The sequence below is a fragment of the Dyadobacter ginsengisoli DSM 21015 genome, assembly GCF_059568735.1.
The window spans coordinates 267,765-282,990 of the sequence record NZ_JCANTY010000004.1 but is presented as its reverse complement, the minus strand read 5'-3'; the positions used below and the strand labels follow the sequence as shown (position 1 = coordinate 282,990).

The 15,226-nt window shown below is 47.8% G+C and carries 14 protein-coding genes; 8 read left to right on the top strand and 6 right to left on the bottom strand.

Annotation, left to right across the window (positions count from 1 at the left end):
- Positions 1 to 33: 33 nt before the first annotated feature.
- The 4 genes from BP71_RS16330 to trmD all read left to right on the top strand — a co-directional run bounded on the left by BP71_RS16330 (position 34) and on the right by trmD (position 3,573).
- Positions 34 to 1,542 carry an OmpA family protein gene (locus BP71_RS16330; RefSeq protein WP_496381031.1) on the top strand — a complete coding sequence of 503 codons (1,509 nt, stop codon included), beginning with the start codon at positions 34 to 36 and terminating at the stop codon, positions 1,540 to 1,542.
- Positions 1,543 to 1,682: 140 nt separating this feature from the next.
- Positions 1,683 to 2,258 (top strand): 30S ribosomal protein S16, encoded by a 576-nt coding sequence (locus tag BP71_RS16325; RefSeq protein WP_496381029.1) that lies wholly within the window; start codon positions 1,683 to 1,685, stop codon positions 2,256 to 2,258.
- A gap of 90 nt (positions 2,259 to 2,348) precedes the next feature.
- Complete coding sequence (gene rimM, locus BP71_RS16320; RefSeq protein ID WP_496381027.1) at positions 2,349 to 2,909, top strand: ribosome maturation factor RimM; 561 nt, start codon at positions 2,349 to 2,351, stop codon at positions 2,907 to 2,909.
- Positions 2,899 to 3,573 (top strand): tRNA (guanosine(37)-N1)-methyltransferase TrmD, encoded by a 675-nt coding sequence (gene trmD / locus BP71_RS16315; RefSeq protein WP_496381025.1) that lies wholly within the window; start codon positions 2,899 to 2,901, stop codon positions 3,571 to 3,573. The genes rimM and trmD overlap by 11 nt, the downstream gene beginning before the upstream one ends.
- Before the next feature lie 37 nt (positions 3,574 to 3,610).
- On the opposite strand, the gene BP71_RS16310 is transcribed toward trmD, so the two are convergent.
- Both BP71_RS16310 and BP71_RS16305 read right to left on the bottom strand, forming a co-directional pair.
- Complete coding sequence (locus BP71_RS16310) at positions 3,611 to 4,054, bottom strand: GNAT family N-acetyltransferase (protein ID WP_496381023.1); 444 nt, start codon at positions 4,052 to 4,054, stop codon at positions 3,611 to 3,613.
- Positions 4,055 to 4,103: 49 nt separating this feature from the next.
- A complete protein-coding gene (locus tag BP71_RS16305; protein WP_496381021.1) occupies positions 4,104 to 5,135 on the bottom strand; it encodes an RluA family pseudouridine synthase in 1,032 nt (343 codons plus the stop codon).
- A 38-nt stretch (positions 5,136 to 5,173) separates the two neighbouring features.
- Here BP71_RS16305 and BP71_RS16300 point away from each other — a divergent pair, with 38 nt between their 5' ends.
- Positions 5,174 to 6,070, top strand: coding sequence for a 1-aminocyclopropane-1-carboxylate deaminase/D-cysteine desulfhydrase (locus BP71_RS16300; RefSeq protein ID WP_496381019.1), 897 nt, complete (start codon positions 5,174 to 5,176; stop codon positions 6,068 to 6,070).
- Here BP71_RS16300 and BP71_RS16295 read toward each other — a convergent pair.
- From BP71_RS16295 to rfaD, 3 genes are all read right to left on the bottom strand, one after another.
- On the bottom strand, positions 6,060 to 8,333 hold the full coding sequence (locus tag BP71_RS16295; protein ID WP_496381018.1) for a monovalent cation:proton antiporter family protein: 2,274 nt from the start codon (positions 8,331 to 8,333) through the stop codon (positions 6,060 to 6,062). The two genes, BP71_RS16300 and BP71_RS16295, sit on opposite strands and share 11 nt — an antisense overlap.
- Positions 8,334 to 8,429: 96 nt before the next feature.
- Complete coding sequence (gene sufB, locus BP71_RS16290) at positions 8,430 to 9,875, bottom strand: Fe-S cluster assembly protein SufB (protein WP_496381016.1); 1,446 nt, start codon at positions 9,873 to 9,875, stop codon at positions 8,430 to 8,432.
- Positions 9,876 to 10,069: 194 nt separating this feature from the next.
- Positions 10,070 to 11,035, bottom strand: coding sequence for an ADP-glyceromanno-heptose 6-epimerase (rfaD, locus tag BP71_RS16285; protein ID WP_496381015.1), 966 nt, complete (start codon positions 11,033 to 11,035; stop codon positions 10,070 to 10,072).
- Between the two features lie 177 nt (positions 11,036 to 11,212).
- Between rfaD and BP71_RS16280 the strand changes: the two genes are divergently transcribed.
- From BP71_RS16280 to BP71_RS16270, 3 genes are all read left to right on the top strand, one after another.
- The gene (locus BP71_RS16280; protein WP_496381014.1) at positions 11,213 to 11,632 is read left to right on the top strand and encodes a 6-pyruvoyl trahydropterin synthase family protein; all 420 of its coding nucleotides are present in this window, start codon (positions 11,213 to 11,215) and stop codon (positions 11,630 to 11,632) included.
- A 44-nt stretch (positions 11,633 to 11,676) separates the two neighbouring features.
- Entirely contained in the window at positions 11,677 to 12,789 is a 1,113-nt protein-coding gene (lpxB, locus tag BP71_RS16275; RefSeq protein ID WP_496381013.1) for a lipid-A-disaccharide synthase, read from the top strand.
- 83 nt (positions 12,790 to 12,872) lie between these two features.
- Positions 12,873 to 13,817 carry a bifunctional helix-turn-helix transcriptional regulator/GNAT family N-acetyltransferase gene (locus BP71_RS16270; protein ID WP_496381012.1) on the top strand — a complete coding sequence of 315 codons (945 nt, stop codon included), beginning with the start codon at positions 12,873 to 12,875 and terminating at the stop codon, positions 13,815 to 13,817.
- A gap of 2 nt (positions 13,818 to 13,819) precedes the next feature.
- Here BP71_RS16270 and BP71_RS16265 read toward each other — a convergent pair whose 3' ends face one another.
- Positions 13,820 to 15,073 (bottom strand): asparagine synthetase B, encoded by a 1,254-nt coding sequence (locus BP71_RS16265; RefSeq protein ID WP_496381011.1) that lies wholly within the window; start codon positions 15,071 to 15,073, stop codon positions 13,820 to 13,822.
- Positions 15,074 to 15,226: the final 153 nt, after the last annotated feature.

Genomic DNA, 15,226 nt, shown 5'->3' with positions numbered 1-15,226 from the left:
TATTTGAATTGAATCACATAACGCGTGTTTCCCATGAAGAAAAAGAATCTTTACGTTGCTTTACTTTGTTCTACCCTCCTGAGTTACAATACGCACGCTCAAAATCGTACGTATGAAGGACCTAATAAAATGAATACCTGGTCCATCACCGGTTACGGAGGTATTACAAAATTCTTCGGAGATTTGACCCAGTACAATGGCTTCAAGCGTGGAGACCGGGAGGAATTAACCGGTGCGTGGGGGCTTTCAGTTAACAAGCAACTTTCGCCGCTTTGGGGTATCCAGCTGACCGGTGTTAACGGTCGTCTGCAAGGTGCCAAAGACAATCACTTCAGCTCATTGAGCGGTGAGACCTACAGCGCAACTTTCAACAGTCCATCTTTCGTGCAATTGACACTCGACGGAACGTTGAATGTGAACCGCCTGCTGTTCGGATTCAACAAGCTGCGTCGCTGGAAGGTGGATGCGCATTTGGGAGGGGGTATTATCTACTATCATACGGATGTTGACTGGACGAACGTCAGAACTGGTGTTTCGAAGAGCTTCTCTACGAATACCGACGCCAGCTCGAAAACAGCCGGTAAATGGGAGCGCAACGGATCTACCTACACTCGTGAGTGGGTAGTTCCGACAGGTTTGACGGTGCATTATGAACTATCATCCCGCTTCGATCTGGGTATTGACTACACGCATAACTTCGTAAATACGGAGAAACTGGATGCAACCGTAGGTGATGTGAGCGATTACGATACGCAACAAGGAATCTGGACGTTTGCGAAGGGTGATTCAAGAAATGATGCTTACGGAATGGTGTCGCTTGCGCTTACTTACAAACTGGGTAAAAATGCCGTAAGAGCGAAAGATGGCAAATATGATGCAGCATCTGGTCGTTACCACCTGCGCTGGGCTAACCCGCAACAACTGATTCCGGTACCTTACAACCCGACCATGAATGACGCGGACTCTATCGCGAAAGCAAATATGCCTAAGCCTGTTGATCCACGTCTTTACACTGACTCCGATGGTGACGGTGTTGCTGACTTGTTCGATAAAGAAGCGAATACACCTGCTGGTAGCGTAGTTTCCGGTGGTGGCGTTGCGATGGATCTCGATAAGATCATCCGCGATGCGATCAAAAACAATTTGCCGAAAGACGAATGCGAAGCACTGTTTAGTAACGTCGAGTTCGATACGGATAAGGCGATCATTCGCAATGCTTCGAAAGAAACGCTTAGCAAAGTGGTTGAGTTGCTTAACATGCGTACCAACTGCCGCATCGTTCTGGTTGGTCACACGGATGCCCGTGCTTCCGACTCGTATAACGTAGCATTGTCGCGTCGTCGTGTTGACGCAGCGAAACGATTCCTGGTTCGTGCCGGGTTGACAGATCCTAGCCGTATCATCGCTGAGTACTATGGCGAGTACCGGCCTATTGCCGAAAACACAACTGTGGAAGGTCTTCAATCTAACCGTCGTGTAGAGATCAAGATCCTACCCAATAACACAATCCGCTCTACTTATCCGGCTGGTTTCCGCCGCTAGTAGCAGCACTGATACACAGAAAGGGAGGCACGAAATTGTCTCCCTTTTTTATTGGCCCTATTTCAGAAAATGGGAAACTTTGCCTACCTTTGCACCCTGTTTAATTACGGGACGAGTTCCCAACCATAACAAATTCAAAAATGGCAGTTAAAATCAGGTTAGCGCGTCGCGGACGCAAAAAGAAAGCGATCTATGATATCGTAGTCGCAGATGCCAGAGCACCACGTGATGGTCGCTTCATCGAAAAATTGGGTATCTACAACCCAGGTACCAACCCTGCTTCCATCGTATTGGAATCAGACAAGGCAGTTGACTGGCTTTTGAAAGGAGCTCAGCCTACGGATACAGCCCGTTCAATTTTGCAACACGAAGGTGTTTTGCTTCGCAAGCACTTGCAAGTAGGCGTTTTGAAAGGTGCAATCTCTCAGGAAGTTGCTGATGCACGTTTCGAAGACTGGAAAGGTTCTAAGACAGATCGTAAAGCGACGGCGGCAGATTCACTTGCGCAGCAGAAAGATGCTGATAAGAAAGCGAAGCTGGATGCTGAACGTAAGATTAGTGAAGCACGTGCAGAAGCAATCGCGAAGAAAAATACTCCTCCTGCGGAAGAAGAAGCAGCAGTTAGCGAAGAAGTTGTGGATGAAGCAGCGGATGCAACCGACGCAGCAGCAGAAGCTCCGGGAGCCGAAGCTCCGGCAGAAGAGTCAGCAGAATAATTTGATGTTACATACATGCTTTATGGGTCTGTCGGTGTTCCGCACAGACTCATATTGTTTTATATACAACCTAATATTTTAATCCCGCAAATGACACAGGATAATTGTTATTTATTGGGCTATATCGTACGCACTCACGGAACTGCCGGAAATGTTGTAGTATTTCTGGATGTGGATTACCCGGAGGAGTACGAAGATCTGGAATCAGTTTTTGTGGAAGTAAAGGGAGATCTGGTCCCCTTTTTCATTGAAGATTTCAATTTGCAGAAGCAAAATAATGCGATTGTAAGCTTTGAGGACATAAGCACTATTGAAAAGGCCCAGGCCCTGGTAGGAAATTCGCTTTATTTGCCGTTAGAAGAATTAGAAGAGCTGGCCGATGACGAGTTCTATTACCACGAAATCAAAGGTTTCCAGGTGGTGGATGAAACAAAAGGGGAGCTCGGTACTGTGAGGGAGGTTTATTCATTGAATGGGCAGGACCTGATCGCGATGGATTATCGCGGAACTGAGGTGTTGATCCCCACTGCCGCCGATATTGTGCTCAGAGCTGATAAGAGCAATAAATCATTGCTTGTGAACCTTCCGGAAGGCTTGCTGGAAGTTTACCTGGATAATTCATCTGAAAACGTCCCTGACGATGCGGATTGATATATTGACTTGTGTTCCTAACCTGCTGGATAGTTTTTTTGCCCATTCTATCCTTAAAAGGGCACAACAGGGAAATCACGTGGAAGTGGTGATTCATGACATTCGTGATTATTCGATGAACAAGCACCGTACCATCGATGACTATGCATTCGGTGGCGGGGCTGGCATGGTGTTGCAGATTGAACCCATTGCCCGCTGTATACGGGCATTGCAAAGCGAACGAAATTATGATGAGGTGATCTATCTGACCCCGGATGGAGAACTGATGAAACAAGGCATGGTAAATCAGTTGTCCCTGAAAGGGAACCTGATCATGCTTTGTGGTCATTATAAAGGAGTGGATCAACGCGTACGGGACCTGTTCGTAACGAAGGAGGTCAGCATTGGGGACTATGTGCTTTCAGGGGGAGAACTTGCTGCGGCGGTGCTTGCCGACGCCATCATAAGGCTTATACCCGGTGTATTGAATGATGAGACATCCGCATTGACAGATTCATTTCAGGATAATCTCCTGGCGCCGCCGGTGTACTCGCGCCCGGCCGATTTCGAGGGGCATCCGGTGCCTGAAATACTAATATCGGGGCACGAGGCGAAGATTGAGGAATGGCGCTATGAGCAATCGCTTCTGAGGACTAAAGAAAGAAGGCCGGACCTGTTGAAGTAAAACAGCTTCGGCCTTCTTTTAAGGGGTTGTGGTACTCCTAAAAATCAAAATTGCAGTTGATCCATTCACTATCAAAGTTAGTCCCGTATTTGCGGTAAAAATTGACTGCGGAGGTGTTCCAGTCCAGTACCTGCCACATCATCCCGGTGCAGCCGGTTTGCTTGGCAGCAGCTACCGTTGCATCGAAAAGAATCTTTCCGATCCCGTTACCCCGCATATCCTCGGTGACGATGATGTCTTCCATATATAGCCTTTTTCCCTTCCAGGTCGAATACCGAAAATAGTAAAGGCAAAGTCCGATAATTTTTGAATCTACTTCGGCAACAAAGAAATCAAACAGCTTATCATGGTAATCCCGGGTCATTTTATCAACGTTGTTGGTAACCTGGTTCAGAGCCCTTTCATAGATCGCAAGCTCCTTAACCAATTCAAAAATCGCGGGTACGTCCTCTGCTGTTCCCTGCCTGGTCGAGATATTCATGATAACAGTTTATTAATGGAAAGTTTAAGAATCGAGAATATACTATTTCCTACTGATAGTTTACATAGTTTTCCCACTTTTCTACAATCGCCTGAAAGTTTGCTGGCAAATCTGTGTCAAACTGCACCCATTGACGTGTGGCGGGGTGTATAAAGCCCAGAGATTTCGCATGCAGGGCCTGCCCGGCAATGAGACTGAACCCTTTCTCCACCATAGCTTTGTAACTTCCGCTGGAGCCGCCTCTGAGAATTTTATCACCTCCGTACATAGGATCGTTAAAGATCGGGTGCCCGATGTGTTTCATATGGGCGCGTATCTGGTGCGTACGGCCAGTTTCGAGGTTGCATTTGATCAGCGATACATAACGTAGCGGTTTGATCACTTCATAATGTGTAACTGCATGTTTTCCCTGGCTCCCATCCACATATACATCCATTACGCGCCTGTCGCGTGCGCTGCGACCGACATGACCTGTGATCGTTCCTTTTTCGACTTTGGGTTCTCCCCAGATCAGCGCCTGGTACGTCCGCTCAATGGAATGATCGGCGAACTGGGAGGCGAGAAAGGTCATGGCAAACTCAGTTTTGGCAATCACCAACAGGCCTGACGTATCCTTATCGATCCGGTGAACCAACCCCGGGCGCCCCTCGCCGTTCCGTCCGGTGGGCAGCTGTTGAAAATGATAAACGAGGGCATTGATCAAGGTGCCTGTCCAGTTTCCGTAGGCCGGGTGGACCACCATTCCAGCGGGCTTATTGACGATCAGTAATACCTCATCTTCATACAGGATATTCAACGGAATGTCCTCCGGCACTATATCCGTATCACGTGGTGGTTCGGGAAGGGAAAGTGTGATGACGTCGAGCGGTTTTACTTTGTAGCTGGCCTTCGTCGGCAGCCCGTTAACCTTTACGGCCTCCGCTTCGATCCCGTTTTGTATTTTTGTCCTGGAAGCGTTCGCAACATGAAGATTCAGGAATTTGTCTAATCTCATCAGGCTTTGCCCTTTGTCGGCAACGATGCGGTAATGTTCAAACAAATCGTCCTCCTCGGAGGTAATTTCAATGGGATCTTCGGACATTATTTCGTGATTTACGATCAACAAAATTATTAAAATAAGTGGATTTACTAAGTCCGTTATCACCCACGCCGCTGGAAGAGCTCGTGAATGGGGTTACCGCAGCCGCGGGAGTACGCTTATATATCAAGCGCGACGACCTGATTCATCCGACGATTTCGGGGAACAAATGGCGGAAGCTTAAATACAATGTCCTCGACGCCAAAACTAAAGGAACGGAAGCACTTCTGACTTTCGGAGGGGCCTATTCAAATCATCTGTATGCGACTGCGGCGGCCGGGCAGGTGGCCGGATTGCGCACGATCGGCATTGTAAGAGGTAACGAGTTAGATGAGCAGGCCAATTCCACGCTGCGATTCTGCCGGGATCACGGGATGGAATTGCATTTCGTGTCCAGGGCTGAGTATAGGCAACGAAATTCGGAAGCTTATCTATCACAGGTTCTGACTCGATTCGGTAATCCCTACCTAATTCCCGAGGGCGGTACCACCCGATTGGCGTTGAAAGGTGTCGCCGAAATGGTTGTTGAAATACAAGAGCAGTTGGGCGTTATGCCCGAGTATATCGCGACGGCTGCCGGAACAGGTGGTACCGCAGCTGGCATTCTTTCTACAGGTTGCAACGTGTACGCATTTGCTGTGCTTAAGGACGGCCTTTTCCTGGCAGGAGATATTCAGGACTTGCTATTAGGTTGCCGAGAAAGCGGCTCTTTGGTGTTACTGACTGATTATCATTTCGGCGGCTATGCCAAATGCAAACCGGAACTACTCGCATTTATGGATTCGTTCAAAGCCGAATTTGGCATTCAGCTCGAACAAGTTTATACAGCCAAAATGTTCTACGGCTTATTCGAGTTGATTAAAATGGGCAATTTTGAGCCAGGTACCACTATTGTCGCCGTGCATACCGGAGGCCTGCAAGGATTGATCAGGAACTGACGACCTCAATTTCTTCCTCGCTGTTGGCCGGTTTGGAAGCTATGAAATCCTTGATCAGGTCCCGATCGCCCGCTATCCAGAGGACATCCTGGTTTTCGATCACCATGGATGAATCGGGGTTGAGAATGCGTTCACCGTTTCTTTCCAAACCTACGATCATACCGAGCGTCTTCTCCCGGATCTGGCTGTCACGGATCGTTTTGCCACGAATGTTGTATTGTGTTTTGACTTCGACGCGTTCCAGTACGATATGGTCTTCGTGGGCCATATACACATCGCCATTGGCACTGACTTCGATGTGGCTCCTGAAAACATCGAGCTGATCATCCGTACCAATCACTTCAATGCGGTCGCAGGGGTAAAGTACCTCCGTGGGCCTTGGTAAATGGATCGTTTTACTTCCGCGCTCGATCAGTACAACGTTGATTCCGAAGTTTTCCCGGATTTTGAGCTCCTGTAAGCTTTTGCCTATCATATTGGAATCCGGGCTAACTTCCAGAAATGCAAAGTGCGCGTCCCAGGGGAGCAGGATCTTCTTTGATTTTCCGCTCCCTTCCAGTTGGCGGGCGTTGAGATTTTGCAGAAACCGGTCTTCGATTTTATGATAAAATCGTTGCAGCATCTGATAAAAAATGGCAAAACCGAGTATCATAATGCCTCCTGCGACGATGAATGCTATTTGTGTGGAGAAAAATGAATTCAACAGGAAGGCCATGAGCAAAATCGCTATCAATACGCGCGACAATTCCAGCAATAACAATGGACCCCGGCTATATTTCCGGCTCAGCCATATGGCCGAATAGGCTTTGCGGTTACCCCGTTTAAAAACAAGCGCCCAAAGGAATGGTGAAACTAAAAGGAAAGTAATGCCAAAAAGAACGGAGTTTGTAATGAACGTCTCCGGTACGCGTTCGTGCAGCTGGTCGGCCAACTGACGGGATGACGCGAGGATAATGCCCACCACCACCACCGAATTGAGGATGACCGTCTGCGCATAGGATTTCAGAATCTGGTTCCATTGGGTGGTGTGCGCGATGGTTTCCGTACTGGTGCTGTAACGGTTCAGGTACAATCGCCATCTTTCTGGTAAATGCCCGTCAAGCCATTCATAGAGCGGCTCGGAAGCTTTCATCATATAGGGTGTCGCAAATGTAGTGATGACCGACACCCCTACGGCTATGGGGTACAGGAACCCGCTTGTGACTTTTAATGATAAGCCCAGGTTGGCGATAATAAATGAAAATTCACCGATTTGCGACAAGCTCATACCCGACTGGAGGGACTTCTTCAACGGCTGTCCGGATATGACAGCGCCCAGGGTTACGAAAGTGGTTTTACCCAGGATAACGATTAGCACCAGGATAGCTGTCGGGACTGCGTAATCCAGCAAAAGTCCCGGGTTGATCAGCATACCCACAGAGATAAAAAACACCGCGCCAAAAAGGTCCTTAACAGGTTTGAGCAGATGCTCTATTTTTTCGGCGTGTGTTGTTTCAGCCAGAATAGAGCCCATGATAAATGCTCCTAATGCAGCTGAAAAGCCAGCTTGTGTTACCAGAAATACCATTCCGAAACATAATGCTACAGAGGTGATCAGCACACTTTCATCATTCATCAGGTGCCGGTAGCGCCGCAGCAGGGTAGGGAACACGAATATGCCTCCGAGGAACCAGATGGTAAGGAAAAAGAACAGTTTGAGACTGGATTGGATTAGCTCATAGCCCGCAAATTGCTGGCTGAGGGATAATGTCGAAAGTAATACCATCAGTAAAACGGCCGTCAGATCTTCGATCACCAGTATGCCCATTACTACGCGGGTGAACTTCTGCGTTTTCAGCCCAAGTTCATCGAAGGCACGGAAGATGATCGTGGTAGACGATATGGCGATGATACCACCGAGAAAAAGACTGTCGGTTTTGCTCCAACCCAGCAATTGGCCTGTCATGAAGCCGGTAACCAGCATCATGAATACTTCGAAAAGGCCGGTAATAGCGGCCGTATTGCCGACCTTGACCAGCTTTTTGAAACTAAATTCAAGACCAAGATTGAACAGCAGGAAGATCACACCGATCTCCGCCCAGATCTCGATGGTTTTGATATCGGTAATGGTCGGAAATAAATGGAAATTGGGTCCAACCAGTAACCCGGCCAATATGTAACCCAGCACGATGGGCTGCTTCAATTTCTTGAAGATCAGGGTAATAATACCCGCCATTGTGAGGATTAAAGAAAGGTCAACGATTAGCTGTGGAACGTGCGTCATGAAAGGTGGGTGTTGATGGAAAATTACTTGGATCAATAAAATACAAAAAGCCTTCGACGAATCAAAGGCTTTTTGGCTTTAATCTGATATGAAACTTTAACCTACGCTACCTTCCAGGCTGATTTCCAGTAGCTTTTGGGCTTCGACAGCAAACTCCATCGGAAGCTGATTTAATACTTCTTTAGCATAGCCATTCACGATCAGGGCGACGGCCTGTTCGGTTGGAATACCACGCTGGTTGCAGTAGAAAAGGATGTCTTCGCCGATCTTGGAAGTGGTCGCTTCGTGTTCCACCGTGGCCGACGGATTATTTACTTCAATGTAAGGGAAAGTATGCGCGCCGCATTTGTCGCCGAGCAACAGAGAGTCGCATTGCGAGAAGTTACGTGCCTTTTCCGCCTTTTTGAATACCTGTACCAATCCGCGGTAGGAATTCTGGCTTTTACCCGCCGAAATTCCCTTTGAAACGATGCGGCTTTTGGTGTTCTTACCGATATGGATCATTTTCGTTCCGGTATCAGCCTGCTGCATATTGTTGGTAACTGCCACAGAATAGAACTCTCCGATCGAGTTATCGCCTTTCAGGATTACGGAGGGGTATTTCCAGGTGATCGCTGAACCGGTTTCTACCTGCGTCCATGAAATCTTGGAATTAGGTCCGTCGCACAATCCCCTTTTCGTTACAAAGTTATAAATACCGCCTTTGCCTTCTTTGTCGCCAGGGTACCAGTTCTGTACGGTCGAGTACTTTACATTCGCATTGTCGTGGGCGAAAATTTCGACTACCGCAGCGTGAAGCTGATTCTCGTCACGCATCGGTGCGGTGCATCCTTCCAGGTAGCTGACATGGCTGTCATCGTCGCCAATGATCAGCGTACGTTCAAACTGACCGGTACCTGCCGCATTGATACGGAAATAGGTCGAAAGCTCCATGGGGCAACGAACGCCTTTGGGGATGTAAACGAAAGATCCGTCAGAGAAAACAGCAGAATTCAATGCAGCGTAGAAATTATCCTTGGGGGGAACAACCGATCCCAGGTATTTCTTCACTAAATCCGAATGTTCGCGGATAGCTTCGCTGATGGAACAGAAAATAATGCCTTTTTCTTTCAGTGTATCCTTGAAAGTTGTGAAAACCGACTCGGAGTCCATTACTGCGTCAACCGCAATGCCCGAGATCCTTTTTTGTTCATTCAATGAGATCCCCAGCCTTTCAAAAGTATTGCGCAGTTCAGGATCGATGTCGTCGATACTTTCTACTGCCTTCTTTTTCTTGGGTGCCGAGTAGTATTTAATGGCCTGGAAGTCGACGGGCGGATAGTGGACATTAGGCCAGGTCGGCTCCTCCATGGTCAGCCACAAATGGTAAGCTTTCAATCTCCATTGCAGCATCCATTCGGGTTCATTTTTTTTAGCTGAGATAAACCTGACAATATCGTCGTTTAGCCCTGGAGGGGCTTCATCTGCCTCAATATCAGTTACAAAGCCGTATTTGTATTCCGAACTGGTGATTTCCTCCAACAATTCTTCTTCTTTGCTCATAGTCGTAATAATGTCACACTGTGCTTGGTATCTATCCTAACACAGAGAAGTGGGATTGAGTTTAATCAGAGGGTCAAAAATACGGAAAATTGTGGAGAATACGGAATCTGGGAAGTGAAATAGGGCATTCCGTATGGAATCTCCGTTAAGCGGCTGAACAGGCAGGCGCTTAACGGAGAACACTTGCCGGCGGCTTAGAGATATGCGCCGGCAGAGAGATAATTCTTGACGTAATCGTCGATACCTTCTTCCAGGCTGCTGAACGGACGCGTATATCCGATGGACCTCAGCTTGCTCATGTTGGCCTGGGTAAAGTACTGGTATTTATCACGGATATCTTCCGGTGTATCTATATACGAGATATCGGCGTCTTTCCCCATCGCATGGAATGTGTTGGTAACCAAATCCTTGAATGTCCTGGCCTTGCCGCTGCCCAGATTATAGATACCGGAATTTTTGCGGTGATGCATGAAGAAAATACACACATCGATCAGATCCTTCACATAAATGAAATCACGCATTTGCTCGCCATCCCTGAATTCGGGATTATGCGAACGGAAAAGCTTCATTTTTTCTGTTTTCTTGATCTGGTTATAGGCATGGAATATCACCGATGCCATGCGGCCTTTGTGGTATTCGTTGGGGCCATACACATTGAAGAATTTAAGGCCAGCCCAGAAAAACGGTTTCTTTTCCTGTGCCAGTGCCCATTTGTCAAACTCGTTTTTTGAATCCCCGTAAGGATTGAGCGGTTTGAGTTGAGAGAGCGTGGCCTCATTGTCGTCGTACCCGTGCTCACCCAGCCCGTAGGTGGCTGCGGACGATGCGTATACGAGGGGAATCTGGTAAGCTATACATTTTTCCCAGATAGCCTTGGAATAATTTACATTCAGTTCATCAAAAACTTCTTTGTCGAACTCGGTGGTGTCGGTTCGTGCCCCGATGTGGAATATGAATTCCACGTCGCGGTGATGTTGATCAAGCCATTCGAAAAGTGCATTCCTTTCTACTCTTTCCCCGATGATCTTTCCTTCGAGATTTTCAGCCTTCTCGATTTTTGAAAAATCATCCACTGCAATAATGTTTTTAAAGCCGTCTTGATTGAGGCGGCTGATAAGCCCGCTGCCAATAAAGCCGGCTGCACCTGTTACGATAATCATGGGAGATTATATGTTTAACTGTAAAAAGAATGCCAGATAAGAGTAGCGGAGCGCGCCGATCTACTCTTGAAATTAAATGTGAAATAGGATTTTTTTGAGTTATCCGCTTGTTATGAAGCAAAACTACGGATACAAGGTGTAATTTTGCACCTGATTTATCAAGCGGGAGAAAGTTTTATGATTTATGTAACGAGAAAAGAGCATTTTAATGCGGCACACCGGCTTTACAACCCGGCGTGGTCAGATGAGAAAAACCAGGAAGTGTTCGGCCCCTGCGCCAACAATAACTGGCATGGGCATAATTTTGAGCTGATCGTTACGGTAAAAGGCAAGCCTGATCCGGACACCGGCTTTGTGATCGATCTGAAAGTATTGGGCGATATGATAAAGCAGCAGGTGGTGGATAAGGTGGATCACAAAAACCTGAACCTCGATGTAGACTTCATGCAGGGCAAAATGGCTTCCTGCGAGATTTTCGTGATGGAAATCTGGAATATACTTGAACCCGCTATCGCGCGGGCAGCACCTAATGCGAAACTGCATTATATCAAGCTGATCGAAACGCCTAAAAACTTTGTGGAGTACTACGGCGAATAACAAATGCTTATCTGAATAATTCTCAAACCGACTGCCGAAAGCTGATGAAATACTACCTTATCGCCGGAGAGCGCTCGGGAGACCTGCATGGCTCAAACCTGATCAGGGGAATCCGGGAAAATGATCCCGGGGCGGAATTCAGAGGCTGGGGGGGCGATATGATGGAGGCGGAAGGTATGCAATTGGTAACGCATTATAAGGACACCGCTTTCATGGGTTTCCTGGAAGTGATCATGAACCTTCGTACCATCAGTGGATTCCTCAGAAAATGTAAATCGGATATCCTTGAATACCAGCCGGATGCTTTGATCCTGATCGATTACCCGGGCTTCAATCTCCGCATTGCTTCTTTTGCAAAGTCAAAGGGGCTGAAGGTATTCTATTACATTTCACCGAAGGTATGGGCCTGGAACCAGAAACGTGCCTGGAAGATCAAGGCTAATGTGGATCACATGTTCGTGATCTTTCCTTTCGAGGTGGATTTCTATAAAAAGTATGATTATCAGGTTGATTACGTCGGTAACCCCCTCATGGATGCCATTGCGGGATTTACGCCCGATCCTGATTTCAGGGGAAAGCATAATCTCGATGATCGTCCCATTGTTGCATTGCTGCCAGGCAGCAGAAAGCAGGAGCTGATCGGCATGCTGAATATAATGCTGACCACCCGGCAGCATTTCCCGGAATACCAGTTCGTGATTGCTGGGGTGAAAAATCTGCCCGCAGCGCTTTATGATCAATATCTTTCGGGCGGGAAGGTACATATCGTGTATGAGAGCACTTACGATCTCTTGTCGGTGGCAACAGCTGCATTGGTGACATCAGGAACCGCAACATTGGAAACTGCATTGTTCAAAGTGCCGGAAGTGGTGTGCTACCGGACGAGTGCTTTCTCTTATGCACTGGCCAGGCGCCTGATACGTATCCCGTTCATTTCGCTCGTGAATCTGATATTGGAAAGAGAAGCTGTCAGGGAGCTGATCCAGCACGAGTTGAACGAAGAGCAGCTGGTCAAAGAGCTCAGGCGTATTCTTCCCGGCGGTGAAGGGTATTTGCGACAAAAGCAGGATTATGAAAAGTTGGCCGGGTTAGTGGGAGGCGCGGGGGCATCGGTCAGGACGGGACGATTAATAGCAAAATATATTGAGGTTAATTGAGTACCGGAGAGCAATTTCAATGGTAATATTTGCATATATGTAGTTAACTACGTAAATTTAAACTAAAATAAAGACCAAATAAGATGAACATTTTCAACGAGATCGGGGCTCTGGCCATTTCAACGCGACTGCAACGGCTGAGCGACCAGTTCCGGAAGGATGGGGTACTTATTTACCAGCACCACGGAATCACCTTCGAACCCAAATGGTTTCCCGTGATTTACGCATTGCATCTGAAATCGGCATTGGGTATTATGGAGTTATCCGAAGAAATTGGCTATGCGCATCCTTCAACCATCACTTTGTTGAAGGAGCTGGAAAAGGAAGGTCTGATTGAGTCGTTCAAAGATGAGCGGGATGAGCGGAAAAGGATGGTGCGGCTGACAGCCCAGGCCGAGACGCTTGTGGCCCGCATGAAGCCGGTGTGGGAAAAGATCAGGAAAACAGCAGAACAAATTACCGATAACGCCAACAATCTTTTACAAGCAATGGACGAGACAGAATATCAACTGAATAAGGAGGGTTTTTTTGACCGCTACAAAAGATTGGATCAGGAGGAAATCAGTTCAGCGGTGCGCATTGTCGACTATGAGTCGCAATATGCCCAGGCCTTTTACGATCTCAATTATGCCTGGATTGCAGATACTTACGAGGTAGAACCGGAGGATGAGAAAACGCTTTCGAATCCTGAAGGATATTATCTGAAAGATGGGGGTGCAATCCTGATCGCACTTTATGAAGATGAGCCCGTGGGGACCTGCGCATTAAAACGAGACGGAGATGTAGTTGAAATGAGCAAGATGACGGTGTCGAAAACCATGCGAGGGAAGAAAATAGGTGATTTGCTGGGCAATGCCGTGCTCGATAAGGCGCGGGAATTGGGGGCGAAAAAGGTAATTTTGTATTCCAACCGGAAAGGATCGGCAGCGGGCATTAACCTATACAAAAAATTGGGTTTTGAAGAAGTGCCGCTTACCGGGCACAATTTCAAACGGGCAGATATTAAGATGGAACTGGAACTAGCTTGATATCAGGTCTTCCGTTTCTTCTTTCTCGCGGAAGGAAACAACACATTGTTCAGTATCAGCCGGTAACCCGGTGAATTGGGGTAGAGGTTAAGGTCGGTCGGCATCCGCCGCCCTCCGCCGCCACGTCCCTCGGGGTCGTGGCCGCCGTAAAATGTCCATTGTCCCCGTCCGAGCTCGCCGTAAATGTAACGATCGGAAGTGCTGCTGGTACCCATTACCAGTGAACTGGGTTTTACCGTGTATTTGGAGAATGCGGTAGTCTGACCGAAAAATTCGCGGATCAGGTGTTCATGATTTTGTACCAGCATCGCCGGAATAACGTCCCATTTGGCTGAAAAGTCGAAAAGAGAGAAATAGGCATCGTTTTCACCCCACCCGCGGTAACGGCCGGCGGCAGAATTGATATCCGAGAAATTCATTCCCTCATATTCATCGAGCTGCAACTTGAAGTTGTAGAATGCGAACGTCTTGTCGAAATCCAGTTTCGACTGCGCATCCGGGTCGATGCCGTCTCCGTCGAGATTGTCCACAATATCGACGCCCTCGGCGGCAAGCGCAATGTCGAACGTCTCCGCCCCCGAACACATCGCGAACAGGAAGCCGCCCCCGGCACAAAACTCTTTGATCGCCTTTGCGACGGCCAGCTTCATTTTGGATACTTTGGAATAGCCATACCGGTTAGCGATTGCCTCCTGGGCTTTGATATCCGTTTCGCTGGTACGGCGCAGGTTTTTGCCAAACTGGCCCGTAAAATCTTCATGATGTAAATGCAGCCAGTCGTATTTAGGTAGATCGCCGCGCAGGATTTCCTCATCGTAGATCACCTCGAAGGGAATTTCGGCGTATTTGAGCACGAGTAGCACGGCGTCGGTATTCTCAAATTCGGCCGGACTGATCTTGATCGGGGAGTACACCGCTATTTTCGCGGCTTTGAACAATTTCACCACATCCATATTGACATCCGCATTGCTGATCTGGCTCACTATCTGTGCGCTGGCGGCTTCCGATAGTACTTCATAGGAAATGGCCCGCAGTTTGCATTCGTTTTCGATGGATTTGGTGTATTGGATCTTGAAGCTTCCGCCGCGATAATTGAGCAGCCATTCTACTTCAATCTCGCCTTTCAGCAAAATATAGGCGAGCCCATAAGCCTTCAAATGATTGGTTTGGGTCTGATCCATCGGGATCAGGATCTGGTTCGCGATGCACACCCGCGACAAAAGGACCAGTGCAAGCAGTAGAGTCTTTCTGTACATAGGAAGAAACGTTTGAGGTCCGGAGCTTTACGATCAGGGGAGGTTAACCAAATTTAATCATTAATCATCACATCAGGTAGTTGGTAATGAGGTTTTTGCGGGAAGTTTTGTGCTTTTCGCCGGACGGTCAAATTTATTGAGGAAAAAAGCGCT